This window comes from Rhizobium cauense (genome assembly GCF_019511525.1).
In the GTDB taxonomy this organism is placed as follows: domain Bacteria; phylum Pseudomonadota; class Alphaproteobacteria; order Rhizobiales; family Rhizobiaceae; genus Rhizobium; species Rhizobium cauense.
The window spans coordinates 120,821-135,993 of record NZ_JAEUAT010000015.1 but is presented as its reverse complement, the minus strand read 5'-3'; the positions used below and the strand labels follow the sequence as shown (position 1 = coordinate 135,993).

The 15,173-nt window shown below is 60.5% G+C and carries 12 protein-coding genes; 10 read left to right on the top strand and 2 right to left on the bottom strand.

The features are described 5' to 3' along the window. Nucleotides 1–3: 3 nt before the first annotated feature. Genes mraY through murB form a run of 6 tightly spaced genes read left to right on the top strand, consistent with a single transcriptional unit; the run spans nucleotide 4 to nucleotide 7,194 of the window. The gene (gene mraY / locus JNB88_RS24250) at nucleotides 4–1,104 is read left to right on the top strand and encodes a phospho-N-acetylmuramoyl-pentapeptide-transferase (RefSeq protein ID WP_220357641.1); all 1,101 of its coding nucleotides are present in this window, start codon (nucleotides 4–6) and stop codon (nucleotides 1,102–1,104) included. A gap of 7 nt (nucleotides 1,105–1,111) precedes the next feature. Further along, nucleotides 1,112–2,524, top strand: a complete 1,413-nt coding sequence (gene murD, locus JNB88_RS24245) for a UDP-N-acetylmuramoyl-L-alanine--D-glutamate ligase (protein WP_220357640.1) — start codon at nucleotides 1,112–1,114, stop codon at nucleotides 2,522–2,524. Nucleotide 2,525: 1 nt separating this feature from the next. Next, a complete protein-coding gene (gene ftsW, locus JNB88_RS24240) occupies nucleotides 2,526–3,680 on the top strand; it encodes a putative lipid II flippase FtsW (protein WP_037133136.1) in 1,155 nt (384 codons plus the stop codon). A gap of 6 nt (nucleotides 3,681–3,686) precedes the next feature. After that, nucleotides 3,687–4,811 (top strand): undecaprenyldiphospho-muramoylpentapeptide beta-N-acetylglucosaminyltransferase, encoded by a 1,125-nt coding sequence (gene murG / locus JNB88_RS24235; protein WP_220357639.1) that lies wholly within the window; start codon nucleotides 3,687–3,689, stop codon nucleotides 4,809–4,811. Next, nucleotides 4,808–6,223, top strand: a complete 1,416-nt coding sequence (gene murC, locus JNB88_RS24230; RefSeq protein WP_220357638.1) for a UDP-N-acetylmuramate--L-alanine ligase — start codon at nucleotides 4,808–4,810, stop codon at nucleotides 6,221–6,223. The genes murG and murC overlap by 4 nt, the downstream gene beginning before the upstream one ends. Continuing rightward, nucleotides 6,220–7,194, top strand: coding sequence for a UDP-N-acetylmuramate dehydrogenase (gene murB, locus JNB88_RS24225; RefSeq protein ID WP_037133142.1), 975 nt, complete (start codon nucleotides 6,220–6,222; stop codon nucleotides 7,192–7,194). Before murC ends, murB begins: the two co-directional genes overlap by 4 nt. A 3-nt stretch (nucleotides 7,195–7,197) precedes the next feature. Here the strand turns inward: murB and JNB88_RS24220 are convergent, their stop codons facing one another. Beyond that, complete coding sequence (locus JNB88_RS24220; protein WP_220357636.1) at nucleotides 7,198–8,295, bottom strand: metallophosphoesterase; 1,098 nt, start codon at nucleotides 8,293–8,295, stop codon at nucleotides 7,198–7,200. Between the two features lie 108 nt (nucleotides 8,296–8,403). Continuing rightward, entirely contained in the window at nucleotides 8,404–9,708 is a 1,305-nt protein-coding gene (locus JNB88_RS24215) for an MFS transporter (RefSeq protein ID WP_220357635.1), read from the bottom strand. Nucleotides 9,709–10,180: 472 nt separating this feature from the next. Here JNB88_RS24215 and JNB88_RS24210 point away from each other — a divergent pair, with 472 nt between their 5' ends. Genes JNB88_RS24210 through ftsZ form a run of 4 tightly spaced genes read left to right on the top strand, consistent with a single transcriptional unit; the run spans nucleotide 10,181 to nucleotide 15,139 of the window. After that, complete coding sequence (locus JNB88_RS24210) at nucleotides 10,181–11,107, top strand: D-alanine--D-alanine ligase (protein WP_220357668.1); 927 nt, start codon at nucleotides 10,181–10,183, stop codon at nucleotides 11,105–11,107. Beyond that, the gene (locus JNB88_RS24205) at nucleotides 11,095–12,027 is read left to right on the top strand and encodes a cell division protein FtsQ/DivIB (protein WP_220357634.1); all 933 of its coding nucleotides are present in this window, start codon (nucleotides 11,095–11,097) and stop codon (nucleotides 12,025–12,027) included. Before JNB88_RS24210 ends, JNB88_RS24205 begins: the two co-directional genes overlap by 13 nt. Further along, nucleotides 12,024–13,355, top strand: coding sequence for a cell division protein FtsA (gene ftsA, locus JNB88_RS24200; RefSeq protein WP_018858330.1), 1,332 nt, complete (start codon nucleotides 12,024–12,026; stop codon nucleotides 13,353–13,355). Before JNB88_RS24205 ends, ftsA begins: the two co-directional genes overlap by 4 nt. A gap of 56 nt (nucleotides 13,356–13,411) precedes the next feature. Beyond that, on the top strand, nucleotides 13,412–15,139 hold the full coding sequence (gene ftsZ, locus JNB88_RS24195; protein ID WP_220357633.1) for a cell division protein FtsZ: 1,728 nt from the start codon (nucleotides 13,412–13,414) through the stop codon (nucleotides 15,137–15,139). Nucleotides 15,140–15,173 lie beyond the last annotated feature (34 nt).

The window sequence follows — 15,173 nt, the reverse complement described above, 5'->3', positions numbered from 1 at the left end:
TGAATGCTGATTTGGCTTGTCGAACTGTCGGAACACCTGAAATTCTTGAATCTGTTCAGGTACATTACCTTCCGCACGGGCGCCTCTCTGTTTACATCCGCCTTCATCGTCTTCCTCTTTGGTCCAATGATCATCAACTCGTTGCGCGTTCGCCAGGGCAAGGGGCAGCCGATCCGTGCTGACGGCCCGCAGACGCACTTCAAGAAGGCCGGTACGCCGACCATGGGCGGCCTGATGATCCTCGCCGGGATCGTCGGCTCTTCCTTGCTGTGGGCGGATCTTTCAAACGTGTATGTCGTTGCGACGCTGCTCGTCACGCTCGGTTTCGGGGCGATCGGCTTCTACGACGACTATCTGAAGGTCACCAAGCAGAGCCATAAGGGCTTTTCCGGTAAAGCGCGCCTCGGCATCGAGTTCGTGATCGCCGGTATTGCGGTCTATTTCATGATGCGCACGGCACTGGCCTCGGGAACCGCGGGCTCGACATTCGGGTCATCGGTCGCGTTTCCCTTCTTCAAGGATTTCATGATGAATCTCGGCATCATGTTTGTCGCCTTCGGCGGCTTCGTGATCGTCGGCGCGGGCAACGCCGTGAACCTCACGGATGGTCTCGACGGACTTGCCATCGTCCCCGTCATGATTGCCGCAGCGTCCTTCGGCGTGATTGCTTACCTCGCCGGTAACGCCGTGTTCGCGAACTACCTGCAAATCAACTTTGTGCCTGGTACCGGCGAGCTGTCGGTGGTTCTCGGGGCAGTCATCGGTGCCGGTCTCGGCTTCCTTTGGTTCAATGCGCCGCCCGCGGCTATCTTCATGGGCGACACTGGCTCGCTGGCGCTTGGCGGAACGATCGGTACCGTTGCGGTCGCCACCAAGCACGAGATCGTCATGGCGATCATTGGCGGTCTGTTCGTGATGGAAACGCTCTCGGTTATCATTCAGGTCGGCTTCTTCAAGATGACCGGTCGGCGTGTCTTCCTGATGGCCCCGATTCACCACCATTTCGAGAAGAAGGGCTGGACGGAGAGCCAGGTGGTGATCCGCTTCTGGATCATCGCGGTCGGTCTCGCCCTGCTTGGCCTCTCCACCCTGAAGCTTCGGTGAGGCGGCGATGATTCCCGTTACGACGCTGTCAGGAAAAAAGGTCGCGCTGTTCGGGCTCGGCGGTTCCGGCTTTGCCACGGCGCGCGCTCTGAAGCTGGGCGGTGCCGACGTGACGGCATGGGACGATAATCCAGATAGCGTCACGAAAGCTGCCGCCGAGGGCATCCACACTGCTGATCTGCGCACGATCGACTGGAGTGTGCAGTCGCTCTTCGTGCTTTCGCCGGGCGTTCCCCTGACGCATCCGAAACCGCATTGGACGGTGGATCTCGCTCGTGCTGCAGGTGTCGATATCGTCGGCGACGTGGAGCTTTTTGTGCGGGAACGACGGGCGCATGCGCCGGATTGCCCGTTCATCGCTATCACCGGCACTAACGGCAAGTCGACGACGACGGCCCTGATCGCGCACATTCTGAAGTCCAGCGGACGCGACACACAGCTTGGCGGCAACATTGGTACGGCGGTGCTGACACTTGATCCGCCGAAGGATGGGCGCTTCTACGTCGTTGAATGCTCGTCCTACCAGATAGACCTCGCGCCGACGCTCAATCCATCTGCCGGTATCCTGCTCAATTTGACACCGGATCACCTCGACCGTCACGGCACGATGCAGCACTATGCCGACGTCAAGGAACGGCTGGTTGCCGGTAGCGGCGTGGCCGTCATTGGCGTGGACGACAGCTATTGCCAGATTGTTGCCGATAGTATCGAGCGGGCAGGTGGCAAGGTGATCCGGATTTCCCGGCGGCACCCTCTTGCGGATGGCATCTACGCCGAGGGCAGCAGGCTCATGCGCGCAGCCGCTGGTGCCGTGCGCGCGATCGTCGACCTTGAGGGGATACAGACACTGCGCGGCAGCCACAATGCGCAGAACGCCGCAGCCGCGATTGCAGCCTGCCTGGCGGTTGGTGTGTCCGAGGACGAGATCCGTGCCGGACTTGCATCGTTCCCTGGCCTCAAGCATCGGATGCAGCCTGTCGGACGTCGCGGAAATGTCGTCTTCGTAAACGATTCCAAGGCCACCAATGCGGATGCGGCCGCTCCCGCATTGTCGAGCTATGACCGCATCTACTGGATTGCCGGTGGGCTGCCGAAGGCTGGAGGCATCACCTCGCTTACCGGCTTCTTCCCGCGGATTGCCAAAGCCTACCTAATCGGTGAAGCCGCGGCCGAATTTGCCGCAACGCTCGGCGAGGCCGTGCCTTACGAGATTTCCGGCACGCTGGAGCGTGCCGTCGCGCACGCCGCTGCTGATGCCGAGAAGGATGAGAATGGCCCGCTTGCCGTGATGTTATCCCCGGCTTGCGCAAGCTTCGACCAATATAAGAACTTCGAAGTCAGGGGCGATGCATTTGTCAGCCATGTGGCAGCGCTCGAAGGAATCACCATGCTGATAGGTTCGGCAACAGGAGATAAATAACATGGTAAGCCGCGCGGAACGTGGGCCTCTGGCCGATTGGTTTTGGACCATCGACCGCTTTTTCCTGGCGATGTTCATCTTCCTGATGGGCATCGGCTTCATGTTGTCGTTTGCCGCTTCGCCCGCGGTCGCCGAACGTATTGGACTGGAGCCGTTCCACTTCGTCAAGCGACACGCGGCGTTCATGATCCCTTCGATCGGCGTCATGATCGGGCTCTCGTTTCTGACGCCTCGCCAGGTTCGACGTACCGCAATCATCCTTCTGATCGCTGCTCTCGCCATGATGTTGCTGGCCCTGTTCTTTGGCATCGAGGTCAAGGGCTCTCGCCGCTGGGTCACGTTGGCCGGGATCTCGATCCAGCCATCGGAATTCATGAAGCCCGCATTCGTCGTGGTTTGCGCATGGCTGTTTGCCGAGCATGCCCGGCAGCCGGAAATACCGGGTAACCTCTTCGCAATTATCCTCTTCGGCATCGTCGCTGCCCTTCTTGTCGCACAGCCGGATCTTGGACAGACGATCCTGACGACAGCGGTTTGGGGTGGGATGTTCTTCATGGCCGGCATGCCGTGGATATGGATCATCATCCTCGGCGCGGGTGGCGTCGGGGGCCTCGTCGGCGCCTACTATGTGTTTCCGCACGTGGCGCTGCGCATCGACAAGTTCCTCACAGGTGAAGGTGACACCTTCCAGATCGATACGGCGCGCGAAGCCATCATCCGTGGTGACTGGTTCGGCCAGGGACCGGGCGAGGGCATCGTCAAACGCATCATTCCCGACGCGCATACCGACTTCATTTTCTCGGTCGCGGCGGAAGAGTTCGGAATCGTCTTCTGCATGGCGCTCGTGGCGCTGTTTTCCGTCCTTGTGCTGCGTGGTCTCTCGCACGCCTACAAGGAACGGAACGACTTCAACCGCTTCGCAGTCGCTGGCCTCGTGCTGCAGATCGGCATACAGTCGATCATCAACGTGGGCGTCAATCTCGAACTGCTGCCGGCAAAGGGCATGACCTTGCCGCTGATTTCCTACGGCGGTTCGTCCATGGTCGCTATCTGCGTCACTGCCGGGTTTATCCTCGCCTTGACGCGTCATAGGCCGGAAAAGCGTGCGCAGGATCGGAGCCTCTTCCGTGTCGCGCACGGTATGCCGGCGGAGTAAGAGTTTATGAGCAAAGGCATCGTCCTGCTTGCCGCCGGGGGAACCGGTGGCCATGTGTTCCCTGCGGAGGCCTTGGCCTACAAGCTGAAGGAACGCGGATATTCCGTGCATCTCGTCACCGACAGCCGCGCTGAACGGTACGCCGGCAAATTCCCTGCCGAGGAGATTCACGTCGTCCCGTCGGCGACGATTGCCTCAAAGAATCCAGTGGCGGTTGCGCGCTCGCTGTGGACATTGTGGAGCGGGATGCGCGCGGCCAAGAAGTTGATCGCCCGCCTGAAGCCTACAGTCGTCGTCGGCTTCGGTGGCTATCCGACCGTGCCGCCGCTGCTCGCTGCCACGCGCCTCGGCGTGCCCGCGATGATTCATGAGCAGAATGCGGTGATGGGACGCGCCAACAAGGCGCTTGCCAGTCGTGTTCAGGCGATTGCCGGTGGTTTCCTGCCTGAAAGCGGCGGCCAGTTTCCCGATAAGACGGTAACGACCGGCAACCCGGTACGCCCCGCGATCATCGCGGCAGCAGAAGCGCCCTATGCACCTTCCCGCGCCGGCGAGCCCTTTAATCTGGTCGTCTTCGGCGGCAGCCAGGGCGCGCAATATTTCTCCAAGGCGATGCCGACGGCGATCAGCCTTCTTGATGACGAATTGCGCGGCCGGTTGCGCGTGACGCAGCAGGTGCGGCCCGAAGACATGGATATGGTTGCCGGCTGCGTCGCGCAATTGCAGATGGGAGCAGACATCGCGCCGTTCTTTACCGACATGGCCGAACGACTTGCCGCGGCACACCTTGTGATCTGCCGTTCAGGCGCCTCGACGGTTTCGGAAATATCGGTGATCGGGCGTCCGGCGATCCTGGTACCTTATCCGCATGCACTGGATCATGACCAGGCGGCCAATGCCGCGGCGCTTGCCGCGACCGGCGGCGCCAAGGTCATCGCTCAGGCCGAACTCTCTTCCGAGAAGATCGCGTCGATCCTGGCTCATGTCATGAACGATCCGGAAAAGCTCGCTCGTATGGCTGCTGCGGCCAAGCAGGCGGGCAAACCCGACGCTGCGAACTTGCTTGCCGACATGGTTGAGGCTATTGCGGCACGACGTACAATTGCAGAGTTCAAGGGGAAACGCGCATGAAAATGCCGAAGGCCATCGGCCTCGTTCATTTCATCGGCATCGGCGGCATCGGCATGAGCGGCATTGCCGAGGTGCTCCACAATCTCGGCCATCGCGTGCAGGGATCGGATCAGGCCGACAGCGCCAACGTGCAACGCCTGCGCGACAAGGGCATTGAAGTCTTCGTCGGCCACAAGGCCGAGAACCTCGGCGATGCCGAAGTGGTGGTGGTCTCAACCGCGATCAAGAAAAACAACCCGGAACTCGTGGCGGCGCGCGAAAAGCTGCTGCCGGTCGTGCGCCGCGCGGAGATGCTTGCCGAGCTGATGCGTTTCCGAAATGCGATCGCGATCGGTGGTACGCACGGCAAGACCACGACCACGTCGCTGGTGGCGACCCTGCTGGAAGCAGGCGGCCTCGACCCGACCGTCATTAACGGCGGCATCATCAACGCCTACGGCACCAATGCCCGTATGGGCGAGGGCGAATGGATGGTGGTGGAGGCCGACGAATCCGACGGTACGTTCCTGAAACTTCCCGCCGATGTTGCTGTGATCACCAACATTGACCCGGAGCATCTTGACCACTACGGCAACTTTGATGCCGTGCGCGCCGCGTTCCGCCAGTTCGTCGAGAACGTGCCCTTCTACGGCTTTGGCGTGCTATGCCTCGACCATCCGGAAGTTCAGGCGCTGGTCGGCCGTATCGAGGACCGCAAGATCGTTACCTACGGCGAGAATCCGCAGGCCGATGTGCGTTTCATGAATGTCCGCATTGATGGTCCGCGTTCGATCTTCGACGTGGAGATCCGTCGCCGGCGGACCGGGCAGGTCATCAGGCTCGACAATCTTGTGATGCCGATGCCTGGGCGTCACAACATCTCCAATGCCACCGCGGCGATCGCCGTTGCAAACCGTCTCGGCATGTCGAGCGAGGACATCGCCAAGGGGCTGGCCTCCTTCGGCGGCGTCAAGCGCCGCTTCACGCTGACCGGCGAATGGAATGGCGTTCAGATCTTCGATGACTACGGCCACCATCCGGTCGAGATCAAGGCGGTGCTGCGGGCTGCGCGTGAGGCCTGCAAGGGCCGCGTGATCGCAGTTCATCAGCCGCATCGCTATTCACGGCTATCCAGCCTGTTCGAGGAGTTCGCTTCCTGCTTCAACGACGCGGACAGCATTTTCCTTGCTCCGGTCTATGCCGCTGGCGAGGATCCCATCGAGGGCATGAACTCGGAGACGCTCGTATCGAGGATCAAATCCGGCGGTCACCGCGATGCCCGCTTCCTGTCATCCCCAGAGCTTTTGCCTGAAATGGTCGCAGAGATTGCAAAGCCGGGCGATTTTGTGGTTCTGTTGGGGGCTGGGAGTATTACGTACTGGGCGGCAGCGCTGCCCAAGCAATTGGAAAGCCTTTCGGGAATATCTGCATGAAACAGGTGAATGGGGAAAAGCTTCTTGCGTCGCTTGGCGACGGTGTAAAGGACATCCGCGGGAGGATCACGCCGGATGCGCCGATGGACCGTGTCACGTGGTTTCATGCCGGTGGTCTGGCCGAGCTGATGTTCCAGCCGCACGACGAGGCCGATCTCATTGCCTTCCTCCAGCTTCTGCCTGAGGAGGTGCCGATTACGGTCGTGGGCGTCGGCTCCAATATTCTGGTGCGTGATGGCGGCATTCCAGGCGTTGTGCTGCGGCTTTCGGCCAAGGGCTTCGGCTCCGTCGAGCTGGCGGGCGAGAACCGCATTCGCGCCGGTGCGATCTGCCCGGACAAGCACGTCGCAGCCATGGCAATGGACAACGGCATCGGCGGCTTTCATTTCTACTATGGCATTCCCGGCAGCATAGGCGGCGCGGCACGGATGAACGCTGGCGCCAACGGGGGTGAGACGCGCGAGCGGCTCGTCGAAGTCTCCGCCATCGACCGCAAGGGCAACAAACATGTGCTGTCGAATGCGGATATGGGCTATTCCTACCGCCATTCGTCGGTACCGAGCGATCTGATCTTCACGTCCGTACTCTTCGAAGGATATAGCGAGGATCGTTCTAAGATCCGCGCCGAGATGGATGCCGTGCGCAGCCATCGCGAAACGGTTCAGCCGATCCGCGAGAAGACAGGCGGCTCGACCTTCAAGAACCCGGAAGGACATTCCGCGTGGAAGCTGATCGACGAAGCGGGATGCCGCGGTCTGGTGATCGGTGGCGCGCAGATGTCGTCACTTCACTGCAACTTCATGATCAACATGGGGCAGGCGACGGGATATGACCTCGAATACCTCGGCGAACAGGTTCGCCGGGAGGTCTTCGAGAATTCCGGCATCAAGCTCGAGTGGGAAATCAAGCGACTCGGCGTGTTCATGCCAGGGCGCGAGGTTCGCCCCTTCCAGGGCGTAACCAGCGAGTAATCCTCAGCCGAAGCGCTTGCTGAAGGCAGCGGAGAAGGCCACGCCGCCCCTGTCGTCACTGGCTTCGCCGATTGCCACATCCATCGTGTTGCTTGTCACCCGGACAAGGCAGAAGCCGCCCATGAAGGCGGCTTTCGCTTTGAAGACGTCCAGCTTGTCGACCCGATAGACCATCGGCGTGTCGTGCTCGTGGCCATGGAAAATCCCGATTACGTTGTAGCCTTCGAGGGTTGCGAGAAGTTCCTGACGTTCTGATTCACCCCACCAATGGGGCGCGCCGCTGCCATTGGCGGTGAATGTTGTCTTCTCCGGATCCCAGCGCTCCAATGAAAACGGATCCCAACCGTAGTGCTGGAAGATGACTACCGGGCGTCCATCGGAGGCGTAGGTCTTGAGATCGCGCTTCATCCAATCAAGGCTGCTTGCGGCGCCCTTGGTATTGTCCCCACCGTAACGCTGCGCCTGGATCAGGTGAAGGCCGCCCCAGTTCCAGGAATAATTGTCCGAGGCTTCGTCGTAGTTGTCGGCCGGTACTACCGGCTTGAAGAATACGCTCGGCTTGTGGTTCATCCGCACATAGTCGCGCAGTTCGTCCCGGTACCAGTCGACCTGAGGCGGGCGCCCGTCCTGATCGAGATCGTGGTTGCCTAGGCCGACATAAACGGGAAAGTGCACGTGATCAGGTCCACGTCCCTGCTGATAGCGATGGGAAAACTGTAGCAGCTGCGACCCTTCCGCGAATTCTGCCGTTTGACCGCCACCGTCGTCCGTGACATCGCCGCAGACGATGATGCCCTGCGGCATTGCAATCGGCTGTCCAGCCAGCGAGAGGCCGCTTGGCTTGCCGGCGACTTCCGTGGGCCAAGTCTGGTGATGAATGTTGTTCAACGCGAGAATGTGCCGGAGCAGGTTCGCGTCGGTCTTGCCTTCTTCCTGGCAGTTTGGGCTTAGCCCGTCTCCGAACCGGCATGCATGGACATCGTTGATGACAAGGAAGGTGACATCGGTGGACGGAACGCTGGCTGTGCGTCCTATTGACGGCAGTGTAAGCGAGATTCCGGCGCTGAACCCTTGTGTGAGCAATAATCGTCTTGTCAGCATCGGGCTCTCCTTGTTTCAGAAAATCTAGAAGCAAGGCGTTAACAGACAACAACAAAAAGGGCCGCGACATTGCCTGTCGCGGCCCTTCGAACTGCGCTGTTTCGATGATCAGACTTCGTCGCGGCCGGAAGCCAGGATGCAGATCAATGTGATGACGGCGGAAAGGCCGAGATAGTAGCCGACATACTGCATGCCGTGGTTTGCCTGCAGCCAGGTGGCGATGTAGGGCGCCAGCGAAGCGCCGAAGATGCCGGCAAGGTTGAAGGTAATCGACGATCCGGTGTAGCGCACGGCCGTCGGGAAGGGCGCGGCGAGAGCCGTGCCGATCAGGCCGTAGGTCATGCCCATCAGTGCCATGGCGACGATCGCAAAGACCACGATGCTGCCTTCGCCGCCGGTCATCAGGCCGGGCAGGAAGAACGAGAAGATACCGATCAGGATAGTGGTGAGGATCAGCATTTCGCGACGTCCGAACCGCTCGGCGAGCTTGCCGACAACAGGGATGAAAATGCCGAAGGCGACCGAACCGATGATCTGGATTTCGAGCGCGTCCAGGAACGGGATCTTCAGGACCTTGACGTTGTAGGACAGCAGGTAAGCGGAGCCGATGTAGAACAGCACGAAAGTCGCGAGAGCCACGAAGGTGCCGAGGAACAGGCTGCGCTTGTGCTTGCGGAAGAGTTCGGCAACCGGGACGGCAACGCGCTCCTGCTTGTCGATCGCCTTCTGGAAGGCCGGCGTTTCGGTGATCGAAAGGCGGACCCACAGACCGATGACGATGAGCAGGATGGACGAGATAAATGGTACGCGCCAGCCCCAGCTCAGGAGTGCATCCTGAGACATGACCTGCAGCAGCAGCCAGAAGATCCCGGAGGAGAGGAACAGGCCCACCGGCGCGCCAAGCTGCGGGAACATCCCGTACCAGCTGCGCTTGCCTTCCGGCGCGTTTTCTGTCGCGAGCAGCACGGCGCCGCCCCATTCCCCGCCGAGGCCGAAGCCTTGGCCAAAACGGCAAATGGCGAGCAGCAGCGGCGCGAGGACGCCGATCGATTCGTAGGACGGCAGAAGACCGATCACAACCGTCGAGATGCCCATGGTGAGCAAGGCGGCGACGAGTGTCGTCTTGCGGCCGATCCTGTCGCCGAAATGGCCGAAGACCACGGCGCCAAGCGGGCGGGCGAAGAAGGCGATGGAGAAAGTCGCAAAGGATGCAAGCAGCGCGGTCGTCGGGTCGCTGTTCGGGAAGAACAGCGTCGGGAAAACCAACACGGCTGCCGTTGCATATACATAGAAATCGAAGAACTCGATCGTGGTGCCGACAAGGCTCGCGATCAGAACGCGCGCCGGCGAGTTGACCTGCGCACTGTTCGATGAAGCGGGAGTCGGCGATACTCTGGATATCGCGTCTGACATTTTCATTCCAATCGGGATTGTACCTGTGCCTTGGGAGGCCAGCGGCTCTTAACGCAATTTTAATTCGGCGCAAATGCCAATCGCGTAAGAAACGGAAAAAAGATTAGCGTGCTTTGCATTTTTCCGCCGCCCTCACTTTACTCGATCAGAATCACCAATAGCGGATACCTTGAAGCGGATTTCGATCGTCGATCGCGCCGCGTCTCGTCGGGAAGTTAACGTTCCAGGAAGTCTCGAGCTGGCTCAACGTCTTGATGAATTCCCGTGCGCTATGCCCTGGCGTTGCTGGTTTCTTCTCGTCCGGTGCGGTTCCGTCGGGATGACCGTCAGAGGCAAAAATTAACGAAAGTAAACACTTCATTAACCATAATCAGGCACTAATACACCTGCATCATCGAGCGAGATTCGGGCAGGAAACAAGCTTGGTGCAAGCGTCGGAACTCAAAGTGCAGGTTATTTTTTGGGGGTGTTGATGAGTCGCAAGCATGTCGCTGTCCTGATGGGCGGATTTTCCTCGGAGAGGCCGGTAAGCCTTTCTTCCGGGACGGCGTGCGCTGACGCCCTCGAGGCCGAAGGGTTCCAGGTGACGCGCATTGATGTCGATCGCGATGTGTCCGCCAAGCTCGCGGCATTGCGGCCGGACGTCGTCTTCAATGCCCTGCACGGCCCCTACGGCGAGGACGGGACAATTCAAGGCATCCTTGAGTATCTTGAGATCCCGTACACGCATTCGGGCGTGCTGGCTTCGGCGCTCGCCATGGATAAGGACAAGGCCAAGGGCGTCGCCGCCGCCGCCGGCGTCCCGGTTGCGCAATCTGCGGTGATCAATCGATTCGCTTTTCCGGCTGAGCATCCGATGAAGCCGCCTTATGTTGTGAAGCCTGTGCGCGAGGGCTCCAGCTTCGGTGTGGTCATCGTTCAGGAGGATCAGTCCCATCCGCCGCAGATCATCAGCTCTCCGGAGTGGCGCTATGGCGAAGAGGTTCTTGTTGAGCGCTACATCCATGGTCGCGAGCTGACTTGCGGCGTCATGGGCGATCGCGCGCTGGGTGTAACCGAGATTGTGCCGTTGGGGCATGGCTTTTACGATTACGATGCCAAGTACGTCGCGGGTGGCTCGAAACACGTCATTCCTGCGGAAATTTCACCGAATATTTACCAAAAAATACAATCATTGGCGTTAAGGGCGCATCAAGCAATTGGTTGCCGTGGCGTCAGTCGCTCAGACTTCCGTTACGACGATCGCTTCTCTGAAGATGGCGAAGTCATCTGGCTGGAAATCAATACTCAGCCTGGAATGACGCCAACCTCCCTGGTGCCCGAAATGGCTGGTCATGCCGGCTACTCGTTTGGTGAATTTCTCCGTTGGATGGTGGAGGACGCTTCTTGTTCTCGGTGACGGTCAAAAGGATAGGGCGCCCAAGTCATCACGCTGAGCCTTCGTATCCCGAAGGTGAGGGGCGGCTGGTGTTGCCGCGTCCGCTGCGTCGAGTGGTGCGTTTCCTCGTCAGTCTTGGCAGTGGTCGCATTCATATTCCGGTGCACACTGGAACTATTTCCGCTCTGGCCTTCTTCGCTGCGACCGGCCTCTACGGCATGTCACTTGGCGGGCACACGGAAGCGGTTGCGCAGGCGACGACGACTGCTGCTGGCTTTGCGATCGATGATGTGAAGGTGTCCGGGAACTCGGAGACCTCCGAGATCGAGATCCTGCAGCTGCTCGGGCTGGACGGTACGACGTCGCTTGTTGCGCTTGATGTCGATGCGGCGCGTCAGAAGATCGCCAGGCTTCCTTGGGTCGAGAACGTAGAGGTTCGCAAGATCTATCCGAAGACGATCGAGGTGAAGCTCAAGGAGCGTCAGGCCTACGCGATCTGGCAGCATGGCCAGGAATTGTCACTCGTGGAGAAGGGTGGCTCCGTCATCGCTCCGCTTCGCGACAACAAGTTCTCACAGTTGCCGCTGGTGGTCGGTCGTGGTGCTGAAGTTGCTGCAACTTCGCTCGAGGCTGAATTCGCGAACTGGCCGGAGATCAAGGCGCGGGTGAAGGCTTACGTCTGGGTTTCGGGTCGTCGCTGGGATCTGCACATGGACAACGGCGTTGCTGTGAAGTTGCCGGAAGACGACGTCGATCTCGCTTTGGCGCGGCTGTCGAAGTTCATGAAGGAGCAGGATCTTCTGGAGCGCGATATCGCGGCCGTCGATCTGAGGCTTACCGACCGGACCGCAATTCAGTTGACGCCGGAAGCAATGGAGCGTCGGCAGCTCGTACTCGATCAGCGGACCAAGGATTTGAAGAAGGCGGGGCAAAATATATGAGCTTGTTCGGTTCGTCCCATTTCGGATTGCCGCGCCTGAAGCCGCTTTCGTCGAAGCGGTCCCATGTCGTTTCGGTGCTGGACATCGGATCGACGAAGGTCGTCTGCATGATCGGACGCCTGACGCCTCGCGAGGAAAGTCAGGTGCTGCCCGGTCGTACGCACAACATTGAAATCATCGGGATCGGCCATCAGCGCTCACGCGGCATCAAGACAGGCGCGATTTCCGACCTCGATGCGCTTGAGAGCGTGATCCGCCTTGCAGTCGACGCGGCCGAGCGCATGGCCGGCCTGACCGTCGAGAGCTTGATCGTCAATGTCACGGCGGGCCGTCTGACAAGCGATATCTACACTGCAACCATCGACCTCGGTGGTCAGGAAGTTGAGCTGAACGATCTCAAGAAGGTTCTGTCGGCAGCCTGCCAGCAGTCGCTACGCCAGGATCGCGCGGTCCTGCATTCGTTGGCGACCGGCTTCTCGTTGGATGGCGAACGCGGCATTCGCGATCCGCTGTCTATGTATGGTGACGTCCTCGGCGTCGATATGCACGTCGTCACTGCTGAACGCACTGCGCTTAAGAATCTCGAGTTGAGTGTTAATCGCGCGCACCTCTCTGTTGAGGGAATCGTTGCAACACCGTACGCTTCGGGTCTGGCCGCTCTTGTTGATGATGAGGTCGAGCTTGGCTGCGCGGCGATCGACATGGGCGGTGGAACGACGACGATTTCGGTCTTTGCAGAGGGGAAGCTGGTGCACACGGATGCCGTCAGCCTCGGTGGCCATCACGTCACCACCGATCTGGCCCGCGGTCTTTCGACCCGGATCGAGGATGCCGAACGCCTCAAGGTCGTTCACGCCTCCGCAATGCCGAACTCCTCGGACGAACGCGAACTTATCTCGATCCCGCCGATCGGCGAAGACGAACGCGACCTGCCGACGCAGGTGCCGCGCGCCCTGGTGTCGCGCATCGTCAGCGCTCGTATCGAGGAAACGATGGAATTGATCCGCGACCGCATCCAGCGCTCGGGCTTCAGCCCGATCGTCGGCAAGCGCGTCGTGCTGACGGGTGGTGCGAGCCAGCTGACCGGCCTTGCCGAAGTTGCGCGTCGCATTCTTGCCCGCAACGTCCGAATCGGTCGTCCGATGGGTGTCTCGGGCCTGCCGACCGCAGCGAAAGGCCCCGCCTTTTCGACCGCTGTCGGCCTGATGATCTACCCGCAGGTCGCGGACCAGGAAACACATGCGTCACAGAGCGGTCTGCTCATGTCGCTTGGGGGAAATACCAGCCGCTTTGCCCGCATGGGGCAGTGGCTGAAAGAAAGCTTCTGACAATTGAGTGAATTGGCCGGCGTGGCGATGCGGCCATAAAGAGAAGGAACGGTAACATGACTATCAAGCTGCAAAAGCCGGATATCACTGAGCTTAAGCCGCGTATCACCGTGTTCGGTGTCGGCGGCGGCGGCGGCAACGCTGTCAACAACATGATTTCCGCGGGCCTCCAGGGTGTCGATTTCGTCGTCGCCAACACGGATGCCCAGGCCCTGACGATGACGAAGGCAGAGCGAATCATCCAGCTCGGCGCCAATGTCACCGAAGGTCTCGGTGCCGGTTCGCAGCCGGAAGTCGGCCGTGCGGCTGCCGAAGAGTGCATCGATGAAATCATCGATCACCTGAACGGCACGCACATGTGCTTCGTTACCGCCGGTATGGGCGGCGGCACGGGTACGGGCGCTGCTCCGGTTGTCGCTCAGGCAGCCCGGAACAAGGGCATCCTGACCGTCGGCGTTGTTACCAAGCCCTTCCACTTCGAAGGCGGACGCCGTATGCGCCTGGCGGAAGCCGGCATCGAAGAGCTGCAGAAGTCGGTCGACACGCTGATCGTCATCCCGAACCAGAACCTCTTCCGCATCGCCAACGACAAGACAACGTTTGCCGACGCTTTCGCGATGGCTGACCAGGTTCTCTACTCGGGCGTTGCCTGCATCACCGACCTGATGGTGAAGGAAGGTCTCATCAACCTCGACTTCGCCGACGTCCGCTCGGTCATGCGCGAAATGGGCCGCGCGATGATGGGTACAGGCGAAGCGTCCGGCCAGGGCCGCGCGATGCAGGCTGCTGAAGCTGCGATCGCCAACCCGCTCCTCGACGAAACCTCGATGAAGGGTGCGCAGGGTCTCCTGATCTCCATTACCGGCGGTCGCGACCTTACCCTCTTCGAAGTCGACGAAGCTGCGACGCGTATCCGCGAGGAAGTCGATCCGGATGCCAACATCATCCTCGGCGCGACGTTCGACGAATCGCTCGAAGGCATCATCCGCGTCTCCGTTGTTGCGACCGGTATCGACCGTGCCATCAACGCGGCGGCAGGCAAGACCTTCCAGCCCGCGGCCAAGCCAGTCGTGCGTCCTTCCGCGGCCGTTGCTCAGGCGCCGGCCGCAGTTCAGCCTGCACCGGTCATGCAGCAGGCCCCCAAGCCGGTCGACACGGTCGCGCAGGCAATCCGTACGGCAGAAGCCGAAATGGAGCGTGAGCTCGAGATCCACGCTCCGCGCGCGGCAGCTCCGGTTCACCAGCAGCCTGCTCCGCAGGAAGCCTTCCGTCCGCAGAGCAAGATCTTTGCTGCTCCTGAGGCCGCGCCGATCATTCGCCCAGCCCCGATACAGCAGGCTCCGGTTCATGCGCCCGTCATCAGCCAGCCGGCTCCGCAGCCGATCATGAGCCAGCCGGCGCCTGTCATGCAGCAGCCGATGGCTGCTCAGCAGGCCGTTCGCATGCCGAAGGTGGAAGACTTTCCACCGGTAGTACAGGCAGAGATCGATCACCGCTCGCAGCCGGCAGCTCCGTCTCATGCCCACGAAGAGCGTGGTCCGATGGGCCTCCTGAAGCGGATCACCAACTCGCTTGGTCGCCGCGAGGAGGAGGTTGCTCCGGAAATGACGTCGGCTCCGGCCGCGGCATCGCAGCAGCGCCGCCCGCTTTCTCCGGAAGCGAGCCTCTATGCACCGCGCCGTGGAAATCTCGACGATCAGGGCCGCAGCGTTCCGCAGGCTCGGATGATGCAGGAAGACGATCAGCTTGAAATTCCTGCTTTCCTGCGCCGGCAATCGAACTGAGGCAGGCACGGAATCGCTATAAAAAGGCCCGGGA